Source organism: Nocardia sp. NPDC051832 (assembly GCF_040681285.1).
Lineage (GTDB): Bacteria > Actinomycetota > Actinomycetes > Mycobacteriales > Mycobacteriaceae > Nocardia.
Genome location: NZ_JBFAYL010000001.1, coordinates 1,069,565 through 1,092,557 on the forward strand (window position 1 = coordinate 1,069,565; position 22,993 = coordinate 1,092,557).

Here is a 22,993-nt window from a genome sequence, read left to right on the forward strand (position 1 = left end):
CGCGGATTACGCTCGTCATTTATGACGACAATCACACAGGAGCGAGCAACCGCGAACGGTGAGCAACTCATACAGCCGGGTCGTCAGCGGTTGTTCGACCGGGTCTGGTCTTTCCGCGTGCGGCCACTGCACGCCTCGGCCGTTGTTTCAGCGGTCGTGGCGTACAAGGCATTCGAGATGTCTTTCGCTGCGCTACACAATCTCGCGGTCCACAATCTCGTGGAACCACGGCTGGCGTCGAACGTGCCCTTGGCGATCGACGGTTTGATGGTCGGCTCCATTGTGGCCACCGCGTCGTTCCGCAAGAGCAGCCTCGGATGGTGGTACGCCACAATCCTGTTCGCGCTATCCACCCTGGTGTCGGTGGCCGGCAATATCCAATACGCCCGCGAGATCGGCGGCGGCATGGTGGCGGTGGCGATATACGCCGGCATGCCGTTGACGATGCTTTTTGCGGTGCACCTCACGCTGATGCTGTGGTCACGCAGCCGCGAAGCGAAAGAGGATGCGGCCGCGAGCGATACGGCGACCGAAACCGCGGCGCCGGAAATGCCGACCGATCCGCGACTGGCCGCCTGGACGGAAACCGACACCGGTGGAATAAGGTTCGACGAGGCATTCGAAGCCGAACACGCGGCGCTGGCCGCGGCGGTCGCGCCGAGCCTGCAAATGATCAGTCCGCTGGCGGCGGCCGCGCAGCCGGTGAACCCGGCGGCGGGCACCAATCCCACTGCGCACAAGCTCGTTACGATGGCCGGCGCACCCCGGTAACGCACCCGTGGACACGCTTGTCGTTTCACCCCATTCAGCCACGCTCACACACTTCGATGGAGAAGCATGATGGCGCATACCGTCTGGCAGGACCAGGGATACGATCAGTTCCGTGAAGTCGCACGGCGGCTGGCTTCGGTAATTCAATGCAGCGACGATCGCTCCGCCGCGCTGCACCAATTCACCGAGAGCACGCGAAGCGGAGAATTGTTCACGGAGTTGCTGATCGAATGGTCCAGTCGCTGGTTCAACGAATCCGGCGGCCAGCAGATCCTGATCGGCCCGGAACTGTTCTGGTTGCTGTCGGAACCCGACCCGCGCAAAGGAATTCGCTCACAGCTCCCCGGCGGCGACGGCCGCGCCGAAGCCGAGCCCACACCGGGCCAGCGCGGCCGGAAACTGCTGCTGGTCTGCGTCCTCGAAACGCTGGCGCAAACGCAATGGCAGCAGCCCGAACCGCCCATGGAGGAGAAGATTCCCGTCCTCAACGGCGTCGGGATCAATGGCGTCGGCTGATCTACTCGGCCGGGTGCGCGGCTCGGTACTCGCCGAGCCGCGCATCTGAGCAACGGCTCACTATCTTTCCGAGCGGTCTTCGGCCAAGATCACGGTATGGCCGCCGAAATCACCGGACCCACGCTCGCCACCCATATCGATGAGCTCACCGCGTCCGATGTCGGGCCCGGCATTCAGGTCCGGGAGTTGCCCGGCACCACCGGCATTCGCCCCTGGGTCATCGACCTCGCACCCGGCGCCGAATGGCCGGAAATCGACGTGCACGCCACCTGCGGCGAGGCCTATTACGTCCTGGAGGGCACGGTGCGCGACGGCGGCGAAACCTACGGCCCCGGCTCGTATTTGTTCTTCGAACCCGGCACCAGCCACCGCCCCAGCACCGAAACCGGCGCTCGCGCCTTCGGCTTCAACTACGACCCGCCGAAAGCCCCCTGAACTGCGTCTTTCTCCCCGACACGCACCTGATGTCCCACCCCTGCCGGGCCGCTGGTGATAGACCCGTAGAAACACCCGATCTCGCCCAGGAGGTCACAATGCGACTATCGCCTTGCCATTCCTGCGAATCCGCGATCGACCATTGCCACGGCACCTTGATCATTCACCTTTCCCACCGTCCCGAATGCACCGACGACGCCTGCGCCGATCCCGATCACAGCCGCCACACCTTCGTCATCGACTGCGCCAGCCTCTCCGGCGGCTGCCCCTGCACCCCTTCCGCTACCTCGCCCCGCACCGTCAGAATCCCGTAGGCCGGGTATCGCACGGCTACGCCTCCCGTAGCCTGGCCGAGTGAACTACGACCTACTCCTGCTCCCGTCCGGGGCCGCGACCATCGCTGATGTCGACGATTACCTCGGTATGCAGCAGGGCGTGGGCGAGGCCGCCGTAGTCGCGGAGATCGCGGCGGAACTGAACAAGCGCAATGCCGAGCTGCCCGAGTCGGACACCTTCCTCGGCGCCGAATCCGTGGGCGGGGCGCGGACGGGCACGGTGCTGCATGTGTCCTGCCCGTACGACGCCATCGGCTTCGTACGGAATCTGCTGTTCGAGCTGGCCACACCGCGCGGTTACGCGGTCTACGACCCACAGCTGGCCTGGCTGATCGATCCGGCGGGCCGAGTCGACCTCGCCGTGACGCACGGCGGGGCGGGCGAGTTCCCCTACCTGACCGAAAGCCTTCTGGCACAGTGGATTCCGGAGCTGGCCGAGCCCGCCCCGTTCCTGATCGCCGAACGCGGCCCGGAGCAGTACATCCAGACCTACCGCGCCGACGACGGCTACATCGTCGAGTACCGGGACGGATCCGCCGCCCGGCACTTCCGGCACGACACCGCCGACCCGGCCCGGGCCGCCGAGTTGATCTGGGGCTGGGCCACCGGCGCGCCGAACACCGCGACCTGGACCCGCGTCGAGTTCTGACCTACTGGTTCTGCACCGCCAGCCGCCCGGCCAGGGCGATGAAGGACGCGCCGAACACCCGCCGCATCCAGGTGACCACCACCGGCCGGGTGATGACGTGGTTGCGGACCGCGGCCGCGCAGGCGCCGTACACGGCGAACACCAGGAACGTAGCCAGCATGAAGATGCCGGACAGCTCCAGCATGCGGACCAGGCCGTTGGGCGAACCGCTCGGCACGAACTGGGGCAGGAAGGCGAAGAAGAAGATCGTCAGCTTCGGGTTCAGGATATTCAGCAGAATCGCGGAGGTGATCACCTTGCGCGCCGACGGGGCCTGGCCGGTCGCGGCCTCCGGCACCGCGAGCGCACCCTTGTCGCGGAAGGTGTTCCACGCCATGTACAGCAGGTAGAGGACGCCGAGGTACTTCAAGGTCTGAAAGGCGACGGCGCTGGCATTGAGCACCGCGGCCAGGCCGGTGATGGCGGCGAGCATGTGCGGGACCGTGCCCAGGGTGCAGCCGAACGCGGCGATCACGCTGGCGCGGGTGCCCCGGGACAGGCCCGCCGCCAGCGTGAACAGCACGCCGGTGCCCGGGGTCGCGCAGATGACGAGCGTGGTCAGCAGGAATTCGATGCTCATCCCCCGCACAGTAACGCGCTCAGGTCAGAGCGCAACCCCCGAAAAGGTTGTGTGCCACTGTGTTCGGTCAGAGCGCGCGGCGACCGGACAGGGCCCGGCCCAGGGTGAGCTCGTCGGCGAACTCCAGATCGCCGCCCATCGGCAGGCCCGAGGCCAGACGCGTCACGCTGAGCCCCGGAAAATCGCGGAGCATGCGCACCAGATAGGTGGCCGTCGCCTCGCCCTCGGTATTCGGGTCGGTCGCGATGATCACCTCGCTGACGTCGACGCCGTCCTCCTGATTGCCGATGCGGCCCAGCAGTTCCCGGATCCGCAGCTGGTCCGGCCCGACGCCGCTGAGCGGATCCAGCGCGCCGCCGAGCACGTGATAGCGCCCGCGGAACTCCCGGGTGCGCTCGATGGCCTGCACGTCCTTGGGCTCCTCGACCACGCAGATCATGGTGCGGTCGCGGCGCGGGTCGGCGCAGATGCGGCACAGCTCGTTATCGGAGACGGTGCCGCACACCACGCAGAACTGCACGCCGTCGCGTACCTTCTGCAACGCGGCGGTGAGCCGATCGATATCGGGTGGCTCCACCGACAGCAGGTGAAAGGCGATGCGCTGCGCGCTCTTCGGCCCGACGCCGGGCAGTTTGCCCAGTTCGTCGATCAGATCCTGGACCGGACCCTCGTACAACGGTTACCTCAGAATCCGGGGAGGCCGGGAATGCCGCCGCCGCCCATACCGCCGGCCAGCGGGCCGAGCTTCTCCGAGGCCAGCTCCTGCGCGTTGGACATGGCGGCGTTGATCGCGCCGATCACCAGATCCTGCAGCCCCTCGACATCCTCGGGGTCGACGACCTTCGGGTCGATGGTGAGCGCGACCACCTCGCCGGTGGCCTTGATGGTGGCCTTGACCAGGCCGCCGCCGGCCTGCCCCTCGACCTCGGACGCCGCGATCTCGGCCTGCGCCTCCATCACCGCCTGCTGCATCTGCTGCGCCTGGGCGAGTAACTGCTGCATATCGAACTGACCACCGGGTTGCACGGCTTGTCCTTCGCGTCGAGGGAATTGTCTGCCGCCGAGCCTAGTCCTTCGGTTGTTCGCGGTTGAGAACCCCTCCGGCGGGCATACCCTGCAAGCAGTTCGGTGTTCGGTGCGGTGTTTCGGAGTCGGCTATGAGATCAACCCGGGTACTTTCGCTTGGGGCGCTGGTGTTTTCCGTTGTTCTTCCGCTGTCGAGCGGCGTGGCCGCGGCGGATTCGGGTGAAACCGAGGTGCTTCCGGCCGTGGATTACGGCGCGGGCTGCGTACTCGACCCGGCGGACAAGACCGCGACCGTGCACGCGCTGCGTTTCCTGTGCACGGCCGAACAGCAGGACCTGATCTTCCGCGCCGCCGCGGCGGGTGCGGTGCCGCAGGGCGTGAAGAACGGCTGGGTGGTGCGGCCGGCGGCGGGGAGCGGGGCGGCCGCGGGCGTGTGGATCGGCAAGACCTTCTATACCGGGCCCGACGGCGGATGGCTGATGAATCGCGTCACCGGCTCGGGTGTCGAGGCCTGGCGGGCCGATGTCTATCGCGCGCCCGCGTTCACCGACGGCCGCGAGGCCTGGGCGCTGAACTACGACCCGTCCCCGACGCCGCCGGTATACGACGAGATTCGCGAGGTCACGCCCGGCGTTTGGTACGGATACTCCTGGTGGCGCGGGGCGCTGCAAACCGTGCTGCTGCTGGCGTTCGTCCTGTACTGACCCCGTTCCTTGACTCTCCCCTGGCTGGAGGGTGTTCGCTGGGACTCATGACAGCGACGGTTTCGATCGGGGAGTTCTCGAGGCTCACCTATCTCAGCGTGAAAACACTGCGCTACTACCACGACATCGAACTGCTGGAGCCCGTGGCGGTGGACGCCGGATCGGGGTACCGCCGCTACTCGACCGCGCAGGTGGGGCAGGCGCATCTGATCCGGCGGCTACGCCAGCTGGAGATGCCGCTGCCGGAGATCAAAGCGGTGCTCGACGCCGCGGATACCAGTTCCCGCGACGCCGCGCTGCGGGCCCACCTCGAGCGCATGGAGGCGCAGTTGCAGCGCACCCGCGACGTGGTGGCCTCGCTGCGTTCCCTGCTCACCCCGTCCGCGCCGATCAGCGTCGAATACCGTTCCGTCCCTGCGTTTTCCGCGCTGGCGATCGCCGACCACGTCGGCCGCGAGAACATCGGCGACTGGTGCGAGGAATCGTTCGCCGCGCTGTATCAGGCGCTGGCCGCCGCGGGCATCGAGAGCAACGGGGTCTCCGGGGCCACCTACGCCATGGAGTTCTTCGCCGAGGACCAGGGCGAAGTGGTCGTGTTCCTGCCCGTACCGCCGGACACGCGACTCGAGCTGCCGCCCGGTATCCAGCTCATCGAACTGCCCGCCCGCCGCTTCGCCATCGCGCTGCACAGCGGCGCCTTCGACGATTTCGACCGCACCTACGGCGCCCTTGGCAGCTACGTCGCCGAACACGACGAGGCGCTGACCGAACCCGTCCGGGAGCTGTACCTCGTCGCACCCAAGGACACCGCTGACCCGACCGCCTACCGCACCGAAGTCTGCTGGCCCATCGGCCGGCTCTGAACAAAGGAGACACACCATGACCGTCAAACTCGGATACATCACCTTCGATGTCACCGACGCAGCCAAGCTCGCCGAGTTCTACGCGGAACTGCTCGGCACCGGCGTCGACCTGGACGCCAGCCCGCAATTCGCCACCGTCAGCGTGACCGGCGACGCCCTCAAACTGAGTTTCATCCAGGTCCCGGACAAGAATCCGGGGAAGAACGTCGTGCACCTGGACCTGCTGGCTCCGGACTGGCAGGACCAGGTGCAACGCGCGATCGGCCTGGGTGCCAAGCACATCGCCGATTTCGACGAGTCCGGCCAGCAGTGGACCACGCTGGCCGACCCGGAAGGCAACCTGTTCGATATCGGCGCCGAAAGCTGAGGGCCCCGGCACGCCGGGACCACGAGAATCAGCCGATTTCGCGCGCGAGGTTCTCCAGGGTCTCGGCGTGCACCTTCTTCAGGCCCAGCGGCGCGAAGATCCCCTCGAAGATGCCCGCGACACCGCCCGCACCGTTCCAGGTGGTACGCAGTGTGACCTGGGATCCGGTGCCGTCCGGGGTGACGGTCCAGGTGTTCACCATCGAGGAGTTGGCATCACGCTCGGTCACCATGGAATCCGACACCGTCACCGCGGCCCGCACCGCACGCGGCGGCTTGCTCTCCCGCGCCTGGAACTTCCATTCCGCCACGGTCCCCGTCCCCGTCCCACCCTCGACCACCTTGTAGTCGGTGTACTTCGAAGTCAAAATCCGCGGCCGCACCGTCTGGTAGTCCGCGATGGCATCGAGCACGCGCTGCGGATCCGCCGCCACGGCGATCGAACTGCTGGCGCTGACCTGTCCCACAATGAGCTCCCTTGTCCGGTCTTCGGTGTCTGCGCGGCCTATCCTGCCCTGTCCCGGTCCCTACCCGGCGTCCAGGGCGGGCCCCCGTGAACCGGTGGGTAGGCGAAAACATTCCCGGTGCAACATATGCGTGACATTTCTTGCCCGTCGGCAGTTTTCCGTGGCTGTCCGGCCGTCGTGCGTACTAGCGTCGAAGGGTGGCAGTGAGTCTGAACGAATCGGGTTTCGCCGCGCATCAGGCGGGTGTGGATCGGCTGCTGGCCAGCTACCGAGCCATTCCTTCCGACGCCAACGTGCGGCTGGCCAAGAAAACATCGAACCTGTTCCGGGCCCGGGCCAAGAACCCCGCGCCGGGCCTGGACGTTTCCGGTCTCGCCAAGGTCATCCAGGTGCATCCGGAGGACCGGACCGCCGATGTCGCGGGCATGACCACCTACGAGGAGCTGGTTGCCGCCACGCTGCCCTACGGTTTGGCGCCGCTGGTGGTACCGCAGCTGAAGACCATCACCCTCGGCGGCGCGGTCACCGGCCTCGGGATCGAGTCCACCTCGTTCCGCAACGGCCTGCCGCACGAATCGGTGCTGGAGATGGACGTGCTGACCGGCGCCGGCGAGATTCTCACCGCCACCCCGGACAACGAGCACGCGGACCTGTTCCGCGGCTTCCCCAACTCCTACGGCACCCTCGGCTACACGGTCCGGCTGAAGATCGAGCTGGAGGCCGTGCAGCCCTTCGTGGCGTTGCGCCACTTGCGTTTTCGCGACCTGCGCGAGCTGGAGGCGACACTGGCGCGGATCGTCGTCGAGAAGTCCCACGACGGTGAGCGCGTCGACTATCTGGACGGCGTGGTGTTCACCGCCGAGGAGAGCTATCTGACGCTGGGCCGCCAGACCGACGAACCCGGCCCGGTCAGCGACTACACCGGCATGGACATCTTCTACCGCTCGATCCAGCACGACGGACCGGGCCCCAAGCACGACCGCCTCACCATTCACGACTACCTGTGGCGCTGGGACACCGACTGGTTCTGGTGTTCCCGGGCCTTCGGCACGCAGAATCCGAAGATCCGCAAATTCTGGCCGAAGCGGTACCGGCGCAGCAGTTTCTACTGGAAACTCATCGCGCTCGATCACAAGTACCACATCGGCGACAAAATGGAAGCGCGCCAAGGGAACCCGCCGCGCGAGCGGGTGGTGCAGGACATCGAGGTACCGGTCGAGCGCACCGCCGACTTCGTGGAATGGTTCCTGAGAGACATTCCGATCGAGCCACTCTGGCTGTGCCCCTTGCGGTTACGCGATGCGGCCCCGGAGGGCAGCACGACCCGGCCGTGGCCGCTCTACCCGCTGGAACCGAACCGGACCTACGTCAATGCCGGATTCTGGTCCGCCGTTCCCACGGTGCCCGGCCGGCCGGCGGGCGCCGCGAACCGAGCCATCGAAAAGAAGGTCACCGAGTTCGACGGACATAAGTCGCTGTACTCGGATGCCTATTACGACAAAGATGAATTCGCGGCCCTGTACGGCGGCGAGCACTACACCGAACTGAAGAAACGCTACGACCCAGACCAGCGGCTGCTGGATTTGTATTCGAAGGCGGTGCAACGCAAATGACGACATTCAAGGACCGTTCCGACGTCCTGGCGGACCTGGGAACCAAACTGAGTATCGCGGAGATCTTCGAGACCTTGCTCGAGGGCCCCATGCCGATCAAGCTCACCGCCTACGACGGAAGTTCGACCGGCCCCGCGGATTCGCGGTTCTCCCTCGAGGTCAAGACCGCGCGCGGCATCAACTATCTGGCCACCGCGCCCGGCGACCTCGGCATGGCCCGCGCCTACATCTCCGGCGACATGATCGCCAACGGCGTGCACCCGGGCGACCCGTACGAGATCCTCAAAGCGCTGGACGGGTTGAAGTTCCATCGCCCGTCGGCGCTGTCGCTGGTCACCATCGCGCGTTCGCTGGGGTGGGAACGACTCAAACCCATCGCTCCGCCGCCGCAGGAAACCCTGCCGCGCTGGCGCCGGATCGCGTTGGAAGGCCTGCGGCACTCCAAGACTCGGGACGCCGAGGCGATCCACCACCATTACGACGTCTCCAACACTTTCTACGAGTATGTCCTCGGCCCGTCGATGACCTACACCTGCGCGTGCTACGAGGACGAGAGCTGGACCCTCGAACAGGCGCAGGAGAACAAGTACCGCCTGGTCTTCGACAAACTGCGGCTGAAGGCAGGCGATCGGCTGCTGGACATCGGCTGCGGCTGGGGCGGCATGGTCCGCTACGCCGCCAAGCGCGGCGTCAAGGTGATCGGCGCGACGCTCTCCGCGGAGCAGGCGGAGTGGGCGCAGCAGAAGATCGCCGAGGAGGGCCTGTCCGAGCTGGCCGAGGTGCGGCACTCCGATTACCGCGATATCGCCGAATCCGAGTTCGACGCGGTCTCCTCGATCGGGCTCACCGAGCACATCGGCGTGCACAACTACCCGTTCTACTTCGACTTCATCAAGAGCAAGCTGCGCGAGGGCGGCTTGTTCCTGAACCACTGCATCACCCGCCCCGACAATTCCCGCACCACCAAGGCGGGCGATTTCATCGACCGGTACGTGTTCCCGGACGGTGAGCTGATCGGCTCCGGGCGCATCATCTCCGAGATCCAGAACATCGGCCTCGAGGTGCTGCACGAGGAGAACCTGCGCGAGCACTACGCGCTCACGCTGCACGAATGGTGCAAGAACCTGGTCGAGAACTGGGACGCCTGCGTCGCCGAGGTCGGCGAGGGCACCGCGAAGGTGTGGGGCCTGTACATGGCCGGCTGCCGGCTCGGATTCCAGCGCAACGTGATCCAGCTGCACCAGGTCCTGGGCGTGAAGCTCGGGCCGAACGGCGAATCGGGTCTCCCGCTGCGCCCGTGGTGGCAGGCGTAGCGCTCAGTCCAGCAGTTCGGCCAGGAACAGCGCCGGGAGGGTGACCTCCTCGGACTGGTTCGGCCCCTGCCGCATCTCGGTGCGCAGCACCCGCAGAATGGCGACGACACCCGGCCCCGCGTCCAGCAGGGGCCGGGTCCAGCCGAGGTCGGCGCAGGTCGCGGCGGCCGGCAACAGCAGGCCGGTCGCTTCGCCGACCCAGCCGGAGGCGGCCAGGCATTCGGCGAGCAACAATGCGGTATCCAATTCCGCCCGGGGGCGCGCTTGCTCGTCCATGCGGCCGTGCAGGGCGCGGGCCCGGCGGACCGCGGTGTCGTCGGTGCGCAGCTGACGCTGGGCCAGCAGGCCCCGGATAGCGGCGATCTCCTCCGCCTCCGCGGTCAGGGCCGCCGCGCCGCGCAGCCGGTGCGAGCGATGGAACGCGCCCAGCCGATCCGGTTGCTGTACGCCGTCGCCGTCCGGCTCGGCCGTGGGGAGTCCGAGCCGCAGCCGTTCGGCCTGGATGTGCGCGGCCAGCCGGGGCAGTCTGCCGTCGGCGGCGATGCGCGCGCCCTCGTCCAAACGCGCTGCGGCGGTGTACAAGTCACCGCGGACCGCCTTCACCCGCGCGCCGATGACGAAGGTGGAGATCAGGAAGTCCACCGGGCCGACCCGGGTGACCAGCTCGTGGCTCTCGTCGAGCAGCCGGTCCGCCGCGTCCAGATCCCCACGGCGATAGTTCAATTCGCCGAGCAGCGCCGCCGCCACCCGCACCGCGTGCGAGCGCGGGCCCGCCTTCTCCCGCGCGGTGTCCCACGCCTGCTGGAAACGGTCCATGGCAGTGGGGATATCGAGTTGTTCGTAGGCCGCCGCGCCCTGCGAACACAACCCGAAGACCGCGCCGAGCGGGTCCTTGGACTGCGCGTGATACGGCTCGGCCCACTGCTGGATCTCCCGGGCGCCGTCGAAATCGAAGTGGGTGAGCCGCACGAACCCGGTCAGGTTCGCGGCCGTGGACACCGTCCAGGCCGGCAGTTCGTCCGGACGTTCCAGGCAATCCGCGATCCGGTCCAGCACGCCCTCGGTGTGATCGCCCGCGATCTGATCGGCCGCGGCGAGCACGGCGGCTTCGCAGCGCTGCCGCGCCACATCCGCGTCGGTCGCCGACCCGCGCGCCAGCAGGCTGGATAATCGTCCCAGCGCGGTCCGCGCCGCGCCGGACTGCTGCAAATTCACATTCGCCCGCGCCACCGCCATCAGCAGCTTGGACCGCGAAGACACCTGCTGCGCCGGGAGTTTCGAGACGGTGCCGAGCAGGGTCGCCAGCCGGGAGCCGTCGATCAAGTCCATGCCGCCGTGCTCGAGCAGGTCCAGCGCCAGCTTCAGGTCGGTCGCCGCGAGCGCGTGATCGACCGATTTCCGGAGCTGCTGGTGCTCGGCGAACCATCGGGAGGCCTTGCGGTGCAACGCCTTCAGCTTCGCCGGATCGGATTGCTCCAGCCGCCCGCGCAGGTGCTCGGCGAACAGCGGCTGCATCCGGAACCACTCCGGATCGTGCTCGATCCGCTGCAGGAACAGTTCCCGCTGCTCGGCCTGGACCAGCAGCAGCTCGCCCTCGCTGTCCTCGGACAGCGCGGAAGCCAGTGCGCCGCAGACCTTCTCGGAGATCGAGATGGCGGTGAGGAAGTCGAGCATGCGCGGCTCGAGCGTATTGAGCACGTTCTCCGCCAGGTACTCCCGGATTCCGTGCGTCCCCTCGCACAGCGTCCCGATCAGCTGATCGGCGCCGGCGTTGCCGCGCAACGCCAGGCTGACCAGCTGAATGGCGGCGGGCCAGCCGTCGGTGGCGGTCTGGATCTGCTCGAGCTGGCTGTCGCTGAGGTCGAAGTCGTGGCGCTCCACCAGGACTTCCCGGGTTTCGTCGAGGGTCAGGCGCAACGCCGCGGAGCCGATCTCGACCAGCTCGTCGTGCACCCGCATCCGGCTGGTCGGCAACCCGGACTGCTCCCGGCTGGTCACCACGAACCGCAGATGGTGACATCCGTTGTCCAGCAACGACTCCATCACACGGTGCGCACCCGGATCGTCGAGGCGATGCCAGTCGTCGACGATCACCACGATGGTTTCGCCGCTGCTGTGGATCTCGTCGATCAGGGTGGCGATCACGTAGGCGACGGCGTCGGCGGGGCGTTCCTCCAGCACCCGATCCAGGCCCATGCCGAGATCGGGGCGGACCCGGCGGATCGCCTCGATCAGATGCGCCAGGAACCAGACCTCGTTGTCGTCGTCGCGGCCCACGCCGAGCCAGGCGACCGGGACGCCGCCCGCGGCCAGTTCGGCGCGCCACTGGGCGGCCACCGTCGACTTGCCGAAGCCGGCGGGCGCGTGGATCACCGCGAGCCGGCGGCGGCCGCCCGCGCGCAGGGTGTCCAGCAGCCGCGGCCGCAGCATCGGTTCCCGCGCCGGGGTCGGCGGCCGGAATTTGGTCGCCGCGGTCGGCGGCAGCGTCGGGGCGGCGGCGCCGGTCGGGTGCTGCGACACCATGGGCCGCAAGGTCAACGGCCAGCTGCGGCGGGTGAACGCGGGCCGCGTCACCGTCGATTCCGGCAGGCTCGCCGAGGGTTCGCCGGTCGCGAGGTCGATCTCGTCGGGCAGGGCCGCGGGGTCCAGCAGCGCCATCTCGTCGGGCATCACCCCGTGCGCCTGCTGCACTCCGCGCAACAGCTCGCCGAAGGCGTAGGCCGACTCCGGACGCTCCAGCGGATCACCGGACATGGCGGCCTCGATAGCCGCCGCCACATCGGCGGGAATGTCCTGGTCGCGCAGGTCGGGCACGGGCTGGGTGGTGATCCGCAGGAACTGCGCGACCACCTTCTCCCCCGCCTGCCGTTCGAAGGCCGCGTGCCCGGTGAGCAAGGCGAACAAAGTCGCGCCGAGGCTGTAGACATCGGAGCGAACGGTCGGTTCGTCGCCCTTGAGCACCTCCGGCGCGGTGAACGCCGGCGAGCCCGTGATCAGGCTGCTGGAAGTGCGGAAACCGCCGGGGATCCGGGCGATCCCGAAATCGGTGAGCTGCGGTTCGCCATAGGCGCTGAGCAGGACGTTGGCCGGTTTCACGTCGCGATGCAGAATCCCCGCCCGGTGTGCGCTCTCGATGGCGCCCGCCAGTTTCACACCCGCGCGCATCGAGTCCGACCAGGTCAGCGGGCCCTGGTCCCGGATCAGCTGTTCGAAGGAACCGTGGGTGCAGTACGGCATCACGATGATCGGCATACCGCTCGCGGTGACGTCGACCTGCAGGATGTCGACGATGTTCGGGTGCCCGGACAGCCGGCCCATGGCCTGCTCCTCGCGCAGGAACCGCTCCCGGCTCTCGTCATCGATCTCGGAGGAGAGGACCTTGACGGCGACCACTCGTTCCAGCGCGACCTGCAGGCACCGGTAGACCACACCGAATCCGCCCCGCCCGATCTCCACCGCCCCCGACAAACCCATCGCCGCCAATTCGTCGGCGACGGCGATCGGCTGCATGCGCTGGGTATCGGTATGCCTGCGGGGTTCCGGGTCGGCGGCCTCCGCCTCGGGTTCCCCCGCGCCCGAACGCGTCTGTGGATTCATGTGCCCACCTCGAACTCACGTCGAATCGGCGACATCGGCGATCCTGTACGCACCGACATCGGACTCACCGCAGGCGCCCCGGGGTGCCCGTATTGTCTGCGCTAACTCCAACGTAGCGCGCTGCGCGGGCGTACGGGTGAGGTTTCGAAGCCGTAGCGCCTGGGCAGTGGCGGCACCGGCGGGGATCGGTGCCGCGCGGCGGAAAGCCCGCCCCCGCAGACGTGGGGCGGGCTTCCGTTCAGGTCAGCGGGAGATCAGATCCGCTGCCACAATGCGGGTGTACTGGACGGGGTCCAATTCGGGTCGTGCACGGTGTGTGCCTGCAAGCACCGGTATTTCGCGCCCTGGTAGGTCACCTGGTCACCCACTTGATAGGTGGCGTGCGGACGCCATGCGGAACCGCCCGGGTCCGGCCGGGTGGTGGTCGTGGGCCGTGTGGTCGTCGTGGGCCTGGGTGTCGTGGTCGGGTCGGTGGGCCTGGGTGTCGTGGTCGGACTGGTGGGCCTGGGCGTCGTCGTGGGCGCCGAGGTGGTGGGTCGCGGCGTGCTCGTCGGCGTGGAGCTGCCGCCGATGTTCAGGTCGACGCAGGCGTAGAAGGCGTTGCCGGTGTCGCCGATGTTCCAGATGGCCAGCAACTTCTGCTTGCCGCCGAACCCGGATAGGTCGACCGTGTGGGTCTGGGTGCTGGACGATGGAACCGCGTTGCCCAGGTCGGCGTAACCCACCCGGGTGCCGCCGATGTAGTACTCATAGCTCGCGGTGCGGTGCAGCGCGGTCAGTGTCCAGGTGAAATCGACCGTGCCGCGGACATTGTGGACCGTCCACGGTTTGCCGTCGTCGTCGAGCTCGCGGAAATTCGCCAGTCCGGCGCTGCAATTGCGCTGGCCCTTGGGGCCTTCCACGCTCTGGGGCTCGTATTGCACCGGACCGCACGAGACGGTGCGGGCGGCGCATTGGGCCTGGCGGCTGGCCGGACCCGACACGTAACCGTGCGCGGCGGCGGTCCCGGCCGGCAGGACCGCGATCAGAAACGGCGCTGCGCCCAGGGCGACGCCGAAGGTAGACAGGGCACGAATACCCACTCTTGTTCTCCTCATCAATGTGGATGGATCGATGAACAGCAAGGGGCCGGCGTTACTGTCCTGTTATCAAACGCGTTGTGAACCATATGCTTTCACCATTGAAGCGTCAAGAAGTTTTGGTAACTAGGCGAAAACTGTTTGCGTGTCGCAGATCTCAACCAGGCGATCTGTAGATACGGCCAAAAACATTGCGACCAGCCGGATTTACTTCGAGTAGCGATAGGCAGATCGGATCGGACATCGATACCTGGCCGCTCATAGGCACCTCACAGCAATCGAAAAGCCCGCCCCCACAACGTGGGAGCGGGCTCAGGTTCGGATCAGCCGCAGATCAGCTGGGCTGCCACAAGGCCGGAGTGTTCGCCGGCGTCCAGTTCGGATCGTGCGCGGTGTGCGCCTGCAGGCACTTGTACTTCTTGCCCTGATAGATGACCTCGTCACCGACCTGGAAGGAAGCGTGCGGCTCCCAGACCGTGCCCGCCGGATTCGGCTGGGTGGTCACCGGAGTGCTGGGCGGGGCGGTCGTCGTCGCCGGCGCACTCGTGGTCGGCGCGGGCGCGCCGGTGGTGGGCGCCGGAGCGGTCGTGGTCGGCCCGGTGGTCGGCGTCGAATCGCCGCCGCCGACATTCAGGTCGACACAGGAGTAGAAGGCGTTGCCGGTGTCGCCGATGTTCCAGATGGCCAGCAACTTCTGCTTGCCGCTGAATCCGCTCAGGTCGAGCTTGTGGGTCTGCGTCTTCGAGTCCGGCACCTCGTTGCCCTCGTCGACGAACCCGACGCGCTTGTCGCCGATGTAGTACTCGTAGCTGGCGGTGCGATGCAGCGCGGTCAGCGTCCAGGTGAAGTCGACGTTGCCGCCGACGTCGTGCACCGCCCACGGCTTGCTGTCGTCGTCGAGCTCCGCGAAGTTCGCCAGTCCGGCGCTGCAATTCTTCTGCCCCTTGGGGCCTTCCACGCTCTGCGGCTCATAGGAAACCGGTCCGCAGGACACGCTGCCCGCGGCGCACTGCGCCTGACGACTGGCCGGGCCGGACAGATAGCCGTGCGCGGACGCGGTTCCCGCCGGCATGACCGCGAGCGCGACGCCCAGGGCGGCAGCGGCGGTAGAAAGGGCACGAATACCCACTCTTGTTCTCCCTCATCAGTATGGATGAACAGCAAGGGGCCGGCGTTACTGTCCTGTTATAAAGCGCATTGTGAACCATATGCGTTCACCATTGAGGCGTCAAGAAATTCCGGTAACTGGCCGAATACTGTTGAGATGCCACAAGTCTCATTCGACTTACTGACCGGTAATTAGCAAAAACGTTGTGACCAGCCAATTCTGGCGCGTAGCCCTATACCCATTCGAAATCGCCGACAAACATGACGATCTCATGACGCAGGCACCGCAATTCCACAGCAAGTGCGCGGACTCCGGAAACGACAAAGCCCGCCACCACAAGAAGTGGTGGCGGGCTCCGCCGTTGGTGCTATTGCAGGCTTACGCGCGCAGCGAGGCCGGCACCTGGAAACGCTCGCCGTACTTCGCGGCCAGCTCGTCGGCCCGGGCCACGAAGCCCGCCTGGCCGCCGGGGTAACCGACGATGAACTGGTGCACGCCACCGGTCCAGGCCGGGTAGCCGATACCGAAGATCGAGCCGATGTTGGCGTCGGCGGTGGTGGTCAGCACACCCTCGTCGAAGCACTTCTGGGTCTCGATCGCCTCGATGAACAGCATGCGGTCGATCAGGTCCTGGATCGGCACACCGAAACCGGCGACGGTCTTGAAGTGCTCGCGCAGGCCCGGCCACAGACCGGTGCGCTTGCCCGCCTCGTCGTACTCGTAGAAGCCGGCCTTCTCCAGGCGGCCCGGACGACCCTCGCCGACCAGGTACTCGATCACGTCGATCGCCGGGTGGCGCTTGCGGCCCATGGTCGCGTCGCCCTTGGCGATCGCTTCCTCGGTCTCCTTGGCGATCTTCAGCATGAGCTTCATGTTCAGCTCATCCGAGAGCTGCAGCGGCGCGGCCGGGTAGCCCGCCTGCAGACCGGCCTGCTCGATGGTCGAGGGGTCGATGCCCTCGGTGAGCATGGCGATCGCCTCGTTGACGAAGGTGCCGATGACGCGCGAGGTGAAGAAGCCACGGCTGTCGTTGACGACGATCGGGGTCTTCTTGATCGCCAGGGTGTAGTCGAACACCCGGGCCAGCGCCTCGTCGGAGGTCTTCTCACCGCGGATGATCTCCACCAGCGGCATCTTGTCGACCGGCGAGAAGAAGTGGATGCCGATGAAGTCTTCCTGGCGCTTCACGCCGGCCGCGAGACCGGTGATCGGCAGGGTGGAGGTGTTGGAGCCCAGCAGGGCGTCCGCGTCCACGATGTCCTCGATCTCCTGGAACACCTTGTGCTTGAGCTCGGTGTTCTCGAAGACGGCCTCGATCACGAAGTCGACGCCGGCGAAGTCGGCGGCATCGGCGGACGGGGTGATCAGGTCGAGCAGCGCCTTGGACTTCTCCTCGGTGGTCTTGCCACGCGAGAGGGCCTTGGCCTCGATCTTCTCGGAGTAGTTCTTGCCGCGCTCGGCCGCCTCGATGGTGACGTCCTTCAGCACGACCTGGTAGCCGGCCTTGGCCGAGACGTAGGCGATGCCCGCGCCCATCATGCCCGCGCCGAGCACGCCGATCTTCTTGATGTCCTTCTTCGGGACATCCTTCGGACGGGAGCCGCCGTTGTTGATCGACTGCAGGTCGAAGAAAAACGCCTGGATCATGTTCTTCGCGACCGGGCCGGTCAGCAGGTGCACGAAGTAGCGCGACTCGATCACCGACGCGTTGTCGAAATCGACCTGCGCGCCCTCGACCGCGGCGGACATGATGGCCCGCGGGGCCGGCATGTTCGCGCCCTTGATCTGCTTGCGCAGGTTGGCCGGGAACGCGGGCAGGTTCGCCGCGAAGGCCGGGGTGGACGGGGTGCCGCCGGGGATCTTGTAGCCCTTGACGTCCCAGGGCTGCACGCCCTTGTCCGGGTTGGCCTTGATCCACGCCTTGGCCGCGGGCACCAGCTCTTCGATGGAGCCGACGACCTCGTTGACCAGGCCGACTTCCTTGGCCTTGGTGGCGTTGAACTCGTTGCCCTGCAGCAGGATCTGCATCAGCGCGTTCTGCAGGCCGAACATGCGCACGGTGCGGGTGACACCGCCGCCGGCGGGCAGCAGGCCCAGCTTGACCTCGGGCAGGCCGATCTTCAGGCCGCGCACGTCGGCCGCGATGCGGTAGTGCGTGGCCAGCGTGATCTCCAGGCCGCCACCGAGCGCCGCGCCGTTGATGGCGGAGACGACCGGCTTGCCCAGCTGCTCCAGGCGACGCAGCGCGCCCTTGATGTTGGCGAGCTCGTCCATCAGGCCCTGGCCGTCTTCCGGGCCGACCTTCATCATGTTCTTCAGGTCGCCGCCGGCGAAGAAGGTCTTCTTCGCGGAGGTCAGGACGACACCGGTGATGCTGTCCTTCTCGGCCTCGAGGCGATCGACGGTCGCGCTCATCGAGTTCTTGTAGAGCTCGTTCATCGTGTTGGCGCCCTGGTTCGGGTCGTCCATCGTCAAAACGACGATGCCGTCCGAATCCTGCTCCCAACCGATCATGTTGTTTTCGGTCACAGCTGTGTTTCTCCTTGTGAAAGTCTGCGTCGGTTGGGGATTAGACGCGCTCGATGATGGTCGCGACGCCCATGCCGCCGCCGATGCACAGGGTGATCAGCGCGTAGCGGCCGTTGCGGCGCTCCAGCTCGTCGACCATGGTGCCGGTGATCATCGCGCCGGTGGCGCCCAGCGGGTGGCCCATCGCGATGGCGCCGCCGTTGACGTTGAGCTTCTCGTCCGGGACGTTGAGGTCCTTCTGGAACTTCAGCACGACGGAGGCGAAGGCCTCGTTGATCTCGACCAGGTCCATGTCCTCGATGGACAGGCCGGCCTTGGCCAGGGCCTTCTTCGCGGCCGGGGTCGGGCCGGTCAGCATGATCGTGGAGTCGGCGCCGGAGGTGGCGGTCGCGACGACGCGGGCACGCGGGGTCAGGCCCGAAGCCTTACCGGCCTCCTCGGAACCGATCAGCACCAGCGCGGCGCCGTCGACGATGCCCGAGCTGTTGCCGCCGTGGTGCACGTGGTTGATCTTCTCCACGAAGTGGTACTTCTGCAGCGCCACCGCGTCGAAGCCGCCCATCTCGCCGACCATGGCGAAGGACGGATTCAGCTTGCCCAGGTCCGCGGCGGTGGTGCCGGGACGCATGTGCTCGTCGTTGTCCAGCACGATCAGGCCGTTCTGGTCCTTGACCGGCACGATCGACTTGGCGAAGTAGCCGCCGGTGGTGGCCGCGGCGGCCAGCTCCTGCGAGCGCACGGCGTAGGCGTCGACGTCATCGCGGGAGAAGCCCTCGATGGTCGCGATCAGGTCGGCAGAGACGCCCTGCGGGACGAAGTAGGTGTCGTAGTTGGTGGCCGGGTCCAGGGCCCAGGCGCCACCGTCGGAGCCCATGGCCACGCGGGACATGGACTCGACGCCGCCGGCGATGACCAGGTCGTCGAAGCCCGAGCGCACCTTCTGCGCGGCCAGGTTGACGGCCTCGAGGCCGGAGGCACAGAAACGGTTCAGCTGGAAGCCGCCGACGGTGTCGGGCAGGCCGGCCACGGTCACGGCGGTGCGGGCGATGTCCATGCCCTGATCGCCGACCGGGCTCACCACACCGAGGATGAGGTCCGAGATCTGGTCCTCGTCGAGGTTGGGGAAACGGTTCCGCAGCTCCTGGATCAGACCCACGGTCAGGTCGATCGGCTTGACCGAGTGCAGCGAACCGTTCTTCTTGCCGCGTCCGCGCGGGGTGCGGATGGCCTCGTAAATGTAGGCCTCTGTGGTCATGTGGAGTGTTTCCTTCCTTGGGGTGCGGCGGCCGGGAGTTCACCCGTCCGAGCGCTCTGTGCACCGACCGGCGCTACGACCGACCGTCTGTATTCAATTGGGCGACGCTTGCCGGGCCCTGCGCTTGGTAAAACGCTCCAGGCTCGGCGTTCGTGCCGCATAACGCTGTACAAATCCGGGCACGCAACTGCTCACGATAGAGCCTCGGCATACCAGAGTCGACGGCCACCCGTTCATAGTACGCGCTGTGCGAACTCCGGTTAACTTAACGTCCCCGCGCCGGTGCTTGTCAACCATGCGGCGATGTGGCCCACGGCTCACCTGGGAGCAATTCGGGAGCGATCGCCGTCGCGGGCGCGCCGGTCGGCGGACGCGCCCGCACCCGCCCGCTGTCAGCCGTCGATGCGAGTGGCGCCCAATTCGGCGCGGAGCAATTCCAGAGCGACCTCGTCCGGATCGCGCCGATCCTCCGGGGCGACGGGCTTGGCCGCCTCGGCGAGCAGCTCCTGCTCTTCCTCCGGGGTCAGGTCGCCGGGCACCGCGCTGTTGATCGGTTCCCCGCCCGGCTCGGCGGGCGGGGAATCAAAAGGGCCCGGGTCGTCCGGTAGATCCGGGAAGTCCGGGGGCGGGATATCGTCGTCGGCCGGGTACGGCCTGACCTCCGCCCCCGAACGCTGCGCCGGAGCTCCGCCCGCCGGAGCGTTCTTGGCCTGGCTGGGCCGGGAAAACCGGGGCGGAGTCGCCGCCCCGCCGGCCGTCCCCGCCCCGCGCGCCGCCTGCCCCGGCTGCGCGGCGGCCCGCGCCGCCTTGGCCGCGGCCTGCGCCGCCTGCGGCCGCGCCACCGCGGCCCCCGCCTCCCAGCGAATGTCGTGATCCCGCCCGAGCACCGCCCGCACCGCCGACCGCACCGCCTCGATATTCCGCGGCTCCGACAACCGCTTCGCCAACGGCGCGTGCTGATGCGCGAACACGATGACGTCACCCTCGATCCGCGCCACCGAGGCACCCGACAGCAACGCCTGCACCGCGGCCCCGAACTCCCGCACCTTCGCCCGGATATCCGCCCACGCAGCCTCCACCGACCGCAACAACTCGTCCGCCCCCGGCGCACCAGCACCCGCCTGGCCCGGAGCCCCCGCCCCGGCCACCGACTCGGCCGCAACCTCACCCACAGCCGGTGAATCACCGATCGCCTGCGGCCGCGACACCGAGTTCACCTGCGCCGCTTCATGTTCCGCCGCAGGCCGCACCATCGGCGCGGCCTCGGAAGCGCCTACTCGCGAAGCGTGCTCGACGCCCGACCCCTCGCCGCCGTGCTGCCGCGCGGCGTCAACAGAGCCTTGGAACGACTCACCGGCCCCGGCACGCCGCGGTTCCTGCGCCTGCCTGGAACCCGATGCATCCGGCCCGCCAGAGCTCGACGCCGCGGCGACCCCAGCCACGCCACCGGACTCCGCGGGCGCGACCCCGGGGCCTGCGTTATGCACAACCTCTGTGGAAGCCTGTGCACCCCGGCCCGAAGCCTCCTCGTACGCGCCAGCGCCCGAACCCTGCGCCGCCGGAGCCTGCCCACCCAGGCCTGAAGCCAAATCCTGAGCAGCCCCTGACCCGGGAGCCACCGCGGCCTGCCCCGACACCGGACCCTCGGCAACCTGACCGGAGCCGAAAACCTGCGCGGCAGCCTGCCCCGGCGCGACACCTTGCGCGGCCTGACTCGACGCGACACCCGGCGCGGCCTGACCCAGCGCGACACCCTCCGCAACCTGACCGGAGCCGACACCCGGCGCGGCCTGACCCAGCGCGACACCCTGCGAAGCCTGACCCGAGGCGACGCCCTGCGAAGCCTGACCCGACGCAAGACCCGCGGTCTGATCCGACGCAACACCCTGCGCAGCCCGGCCCGGCGCGATACCTTGCGCGGTCTGATCCGACACAGCACCCTGCGCGGCCTGACCCGAGGCAATACCTTGCGCGGCCTGTCCCAACGCGGCACCTGCAGGCTGACCCGAAGCCGGGTTCTGCGCGGCCTGACCTGACACCGTCTGATCGGCGGCGGCGCCCTGCGGGGCCTGGCCCGGCGTGGCACCTGCAGCGTGACCCGGCGCCAGGTCTTGTGCGGCGTGACTCGACGCGGTCTGACGTGATTCGGCACTCTGCGCAGCCTGGCCTGGCGTGCCACCCTGCACAGCCTGTACGGATGCGGCACCCTGCGTGGCTGGGTTCGACACCGGCTGGGCGGCAGCTGCAACGTGCGTAGCCGGGCTCTGGGTCGGATTCTCGGCGGCCGTAGCCGGAGCGTGGGAGGCGGGTGTGGAGGTTTGCGGGGCTGGAACCTGTTGGCCGGATGGCGTGGCGTTGCCCGCGGCGGGGTTCTGCGCTGCCCCTTCCTGTTTGGCGCGCAGTGCGGCGAGCGCCTCGGCGCCGCGCCTGCGGCCTGGTTCGGCGGCGGCGGGGCGGCTCTGGGCGGATTCGGGGTGGGCGCTGGAGGCTGGGGTTGCCGCGGCCGAGGCGGGCGCGCCGGTGGGGACGCCGCCGCGTTCGAGGCGTTCCAGGCGTTGCAGGGTCGCCGATTCGGCGTCGGAGACCGAGGGCAAGAGCATGCGGGCGCAGACGATTTCGAGGAGCAGGCGGGGGGCGGTGGCGCCGCGCATTTCGCCGAGGCCCTCGTGCAGGAGTTCCGCGTAGCGGGCCAGGGTGGCGGCGCCGATGCGCTGGGCCTGGTCGCCCATGCGCTCCAGGACGTCGCCGGGGCCGGTGACGAGATTGCGCTCGACGGCGTCGGGGACCGCGCGCATGAGGATCAGGTCGCGGAAGCGCTCCAGCAGGTCGACGGCGAAGCGGCGGGGGTCGTGGCCGGCTTCCATGACGCGGTCGACGGTGCCGAACAGGGCCGCGCCGTCGTCGACGGCCAGGGCTTCGACGGCGTCGTCGATCAGGGCGACGTCGGTGACGCCGAGCAGGGAGACCGCGCGGGTGTAGGTGACGCCCTCGGGGCCCGCGCCGGCCAGCAGCTGGTCGAGCACGCTGAGGCTGTCGCGCGGGGAACCGCCGCCCGCGCGAATCACCAACGGGTACACGGCTTCCTCGACCGCGACGTGCTCTTGGTCGCAGATCTTGCCGAGCAGGCCGCGCATGGTGGCGGGGGGCAGCAGGCGGAACGGGTAGTGGTGGGTGCGCGAGCGGATGGTGGGCAGCACCTTGTCCGGCTCGGTGGTGGCGAAGATGAAGATCAGGTGGGCGGGCGGCTCCTCGACGATCTTGAGCAGCGCGTTGAAGCCCGCGGTGGTGACCATGTGCGCCTCGTCGACGATGAAGACGCGGTAGCGGGATTCGGCGGGCGCGTAGAAGGCGCGGTCGCGCAGCTCGCGAGTGTCGTCGACGCCGCCGTGACTGGCCGCGTCGAGCTCGATGACATCGAGGTTGCCCGGGCCGCCGGGCCCCAGCGCCACACACGACGGGCAGACGCCGCACGGCGTGGAGGTCGGACCCTCCACACAGTTCAGCGAGCGCGCGAGGATGCGGGCCGAGGAGGTCTTGCCGCAGCCGCGGGGACCGGAGAACAGATAGGCATGACTGATCCGCCCAGTGTCTAGAGCGGTGCTGATCGGGTCGGTGACGTGCTCCTGACCCACTACCTCAGCGAACGTTGCCGGTCGGTACTTCCGGTACAGAGCCACGGCCAGAGGTTACCGGCGACCACCGACAAAAAGCACACTCGCCGGAGAGTCCCCGAAAGCGGCAAGGCGCG

General features: G+C 67.9%; 18 protein-coding genes and 1 pseudogene. 9 read left to right on the forward strand and 10 right to left on the reverse strand.

What is annotated here, in order from left to right; all coding sequences use genetic code 11:
* Nucleotides 1-21: 21 nt before the first annotated feature.
* From AB0M14_RS04685 to AB0M14_RS04700, 4 genes are all read left to right on the forward strand, one after another.
* Nucleotides 22-771 carry a DUF2637 domain-containing protein gene (locus AB0M14_RS04685; RefSeq protein WP_364988775.1) on the forward strand — a complete coding sequence of 250 codons (750 nt, stop codon included), beginning with the start codon at nucleotides 22-24 and terminating at the stop codon, nucleotides 769-771.
* A 66-nt stretch (nucleotides 772-837) separates the two neighbouring features.
* Entirely contained in the window at nucleotides 838-1,287 is a 450-nt protein-coding gene (locus AB0M14_RS04690) for a hypothetical protein (RefSeq protein ID WP_364988777.1), read from the forward strand.
* 96 nt (nucleotides 1,288-1,383) lie between these two features.
* Nucleotides 1,384-1,722 carry a cupin domain-containing protein gene (locus AB0M14_RS04695; RefSeq protein WP_364988779.1) on the forward strand — a complete coding sequence of 113 codons (339 nt, stop codon included), beginning with the start codon at nucleotides 1,384-1,386 and terminating at the stop codon, nucleotides 1,720-1,722.
* A 354-nt stretch (nucleotides 1,723-2,076) separates the two neighbouring features.
* The gene (locus AB0M14_RS04700; protein WP_364988781.1) at nucleotides 2,077-2,706 is read left to right on the forward strand and encodes a hypothetical protein; all 630 of its coding nucleotides are present in this window, start codon (nucleotides 2,077-2,079) and stop codon (nucleotides 2,704-2,706) included.
* Nucleotide 2,707: 1 nt separating this feature from the next.
* Here the strand turns inward: AB0M14_RS04700 and AB0M14_RS04705 are convergent, their stop codons facing one another.
* The 3 genes from AB0M14_RS04705 to AB0M14_RS04715 form a co-directional block, all read right to left on the reverse strand.
* Complete coding sequence (locus tag AB0M14_RS04705) at nucleotides 2,708-3,325, reverse strand: LysE family translocator (RefSeq protein ID WP_364988783.1); 618 nt, start codon at nucleotides 3,323-3,325, stop codon at nucleotides 2,708-2,710.
* Nucleotides 3,326-3,392: 67 nt separating this feature from the next.
* A complete protein-coding gene (gene recR / locus AB0M14_RS04710) occupies nucleotides 3,393-4,001 on the reverse strand; it encodes a recombination mediator RecR (RefSeq protein ID WP_364988786.1) in 609 nt (202 codons plus the stop codon).
* Nucleotides 4,002-4,009: 8 nt separating this feature from the next.
* Nucleotides 4,010-4,351 carry a YbaB/EbfC family nucleoid-associated protein gene (locus AB0M14_RS04715; protein WP_364988788.1) on the reverse strand — a complete coding sequence of 114 codons (342 nt, stop codon included), beginning with the start codon at nucleotides 4,349-4,351 and terminating at the stop codon, nucleotides 4,010-4,012.
* A gap of 131 nt (nucleotides 4,352-4,482) precedes the next feature.
* Between AB0M14_RS04715 and AB0M14_RS04720 the strand changes: the two genes are divergently transcribed.
* The 3 genes from AB0M14_RS04720 to AB0M14_RS04730 are packed head-to-tail and all read left to right on the forward strand — an operon-like array spanning nucleotide 4,483 to nucleotide 6,285.
* Entirely contained in the window at nucleotides 4,483-5,055 is a 573-nt protein-coding gene (locus tag AB0M14_RS04720) for a hypothetical protein (protein WP_364988790.1), read from the forward strand.
* A gap of 47 nt (nucleotides 5,056-5,102) precedes the next feature.
* The gene (locus tag AB0M14_RS04725; RefSeq protein ID WP_364988792.1) at nucleotides 5,103-5,918 is read left to right on the forward strand and encodes a MerR family transcriptional regulator; all 816 of its coding nucleotides are present in this window, start codon (nucleotides 5,103-5,105) and stop codon (nucleotides 5,916-5,918) included.
* A 16-nt stretch (nucleotides 5,919-5,934) separates the two neighbouring features.
* Nucleotides 5,935-6,285 carry a VOC family protein gene (locus AB0M14_RS04730; protein WP_364988794.1) on the forward strand — a complete coding sequence of 117 codons (351 nt, stop codon included), beginning with the start codon at nucleotides 5,935-5,937 and terminating at the stop codon, nucleotides 6,283-6,285.
* 28 nt (nucleotides 6,286-6,313) lie between these two features.
* On the opposite strand, the gene AB0M14_RS04735 is transcribed toward AB0M14_RS04730, so the two are convergent.
* Nucleotides 6,314-6,751 (reverse strand): SRPBCC family protein, encoded by a 438-nt coding sequence (locus AB0M14_RS04735; protein WP_364988796.1) that lies wholly within the window; start codon nucleotides 6,749-6,751, stop codon nucleotides 6,314-6,316.
* A 197-nt stretch (nucleotides 6,752-6,948) separates the two neighbouring features.
* On the opposite strand from AB0M14_RS04735, the gene AB0M14_RS04740 reads away from it, so the two are divergent.
* Complete coding sequence (locus AB0M14_RS04740) at nucleotides 6,949-8,364, forward strand: FAD-binding oxidoreductase (RefSeq protein ID WP_364988799.1); 1,416 nt, start codon at nucleotides 6,949-6,951, stop codon at nucleotides 8,362-8,364.
* The gene (locus AB0M14_RS04745) at nucleotides 8,361-9,677 is read left to right on the forward strand and encodes a class I SAM-dependent methyltransferase (RefSeq protein WP_364988801.1); all 1,317 of its coding nucleotides are present in this window, start codon (nucleotides 8,361-8,363) and stop codon (nucleotides 9,675-9,677) included. Before AB0M14_RS04740 ends, AB0M14_RS04745 begins: the two co-directional genes overlap by 4 nt.
* 3 nt (nucleotides 9,678-9,680) lie before the next feature.
* On the opposite strand, the gene AB0M14_RS04750 is transcribed toward AB0M14_RS04745, so the two are convergent.
* The 6 genes and pseudogenes from AB0M14_RS04750 to AB0M14_RS04775 all read right to left on the reverse strand — a co-directional run.
* Nucleotides 9,681-13,274: a protein kinase gene (locus tag AB0M14_RS04750; protein WP_364988804.1), complete on the reverse strand. Its 3,594-nt coding sequence runs from the start codon at nucleotides 13,272-13,274 to the stop codon at nucleotides 9,681-9,683.
* 254 nt (nucleotides 13,275-13,528) lie between these two features.
* Nucleotides 13,529-14,356, reverse strand: a complete 828-nt coding sequence (locus tag AB0M14_RS04755) for a lytic polysaccharide monooxygenase (RefSeq protein ID WP_364988806.1) — start codon at nucleotides 14,354-14,356, stop codon at nucleotides 13,529-13,531.
* A gap of 331 nt (nucleotides 14,357-14,687) precedes the next feature.
* Nucleotides 14,688-15,482 (reverse strand): lytic polysaccharide monooxygenase, encoded by a 795-nt coding sequence (locus AB0M14_RS04760; protein ID WP_364988808.1) that lies wholly within the window; start codon nucleotides 15,480-15,482, stop codon nucleotides 14,688-14,690.
* A gap of 357 nt (nucleotides 15,483-15,839) precedes the next feature.
* Nucleotides 15,840-17,990 (reverse strand): 3-hydroxyacyl-CoA dehydrogenase NAD-binding domain-containing protein, encoded by a 2,151-nt coding sequence (locus tag AB0M14_RS04765; protein ID WP_364988810.1) that lies wholly within the window; start codon nucleotides 17,988-17,990, stop codon nucleotides 15,840-15,842.
* Between the two features lie 40 nt (nucleotides 17,991-18,030).
* Nucleotides 18,031-19,245 carry an acetyl-CoA C-acetyltransferase gene (locus AB0M14_RS04770; protein ID WP_364988812.1) on the reverse strand — a complete coding sequence of 405 codons (1,215 nt, stop codon included), beginning with the start codon at nucleotides 19,243-19,245 and terminating at the stop codon, nucleotides 18,031-18,033.
* 1,592 nt (nucleotides 19,246-20,837) lie between these two features.
* Nucleotides 20,838-22,922, reverse strand: a pseudogene (locus tag AB0M14_RS04775) (DNA polymerase III subunit gamma and tau); the annotation flags it as partial.
* Nucleotides 22,923-22,993: the final 71 nt, after the last annotated feature.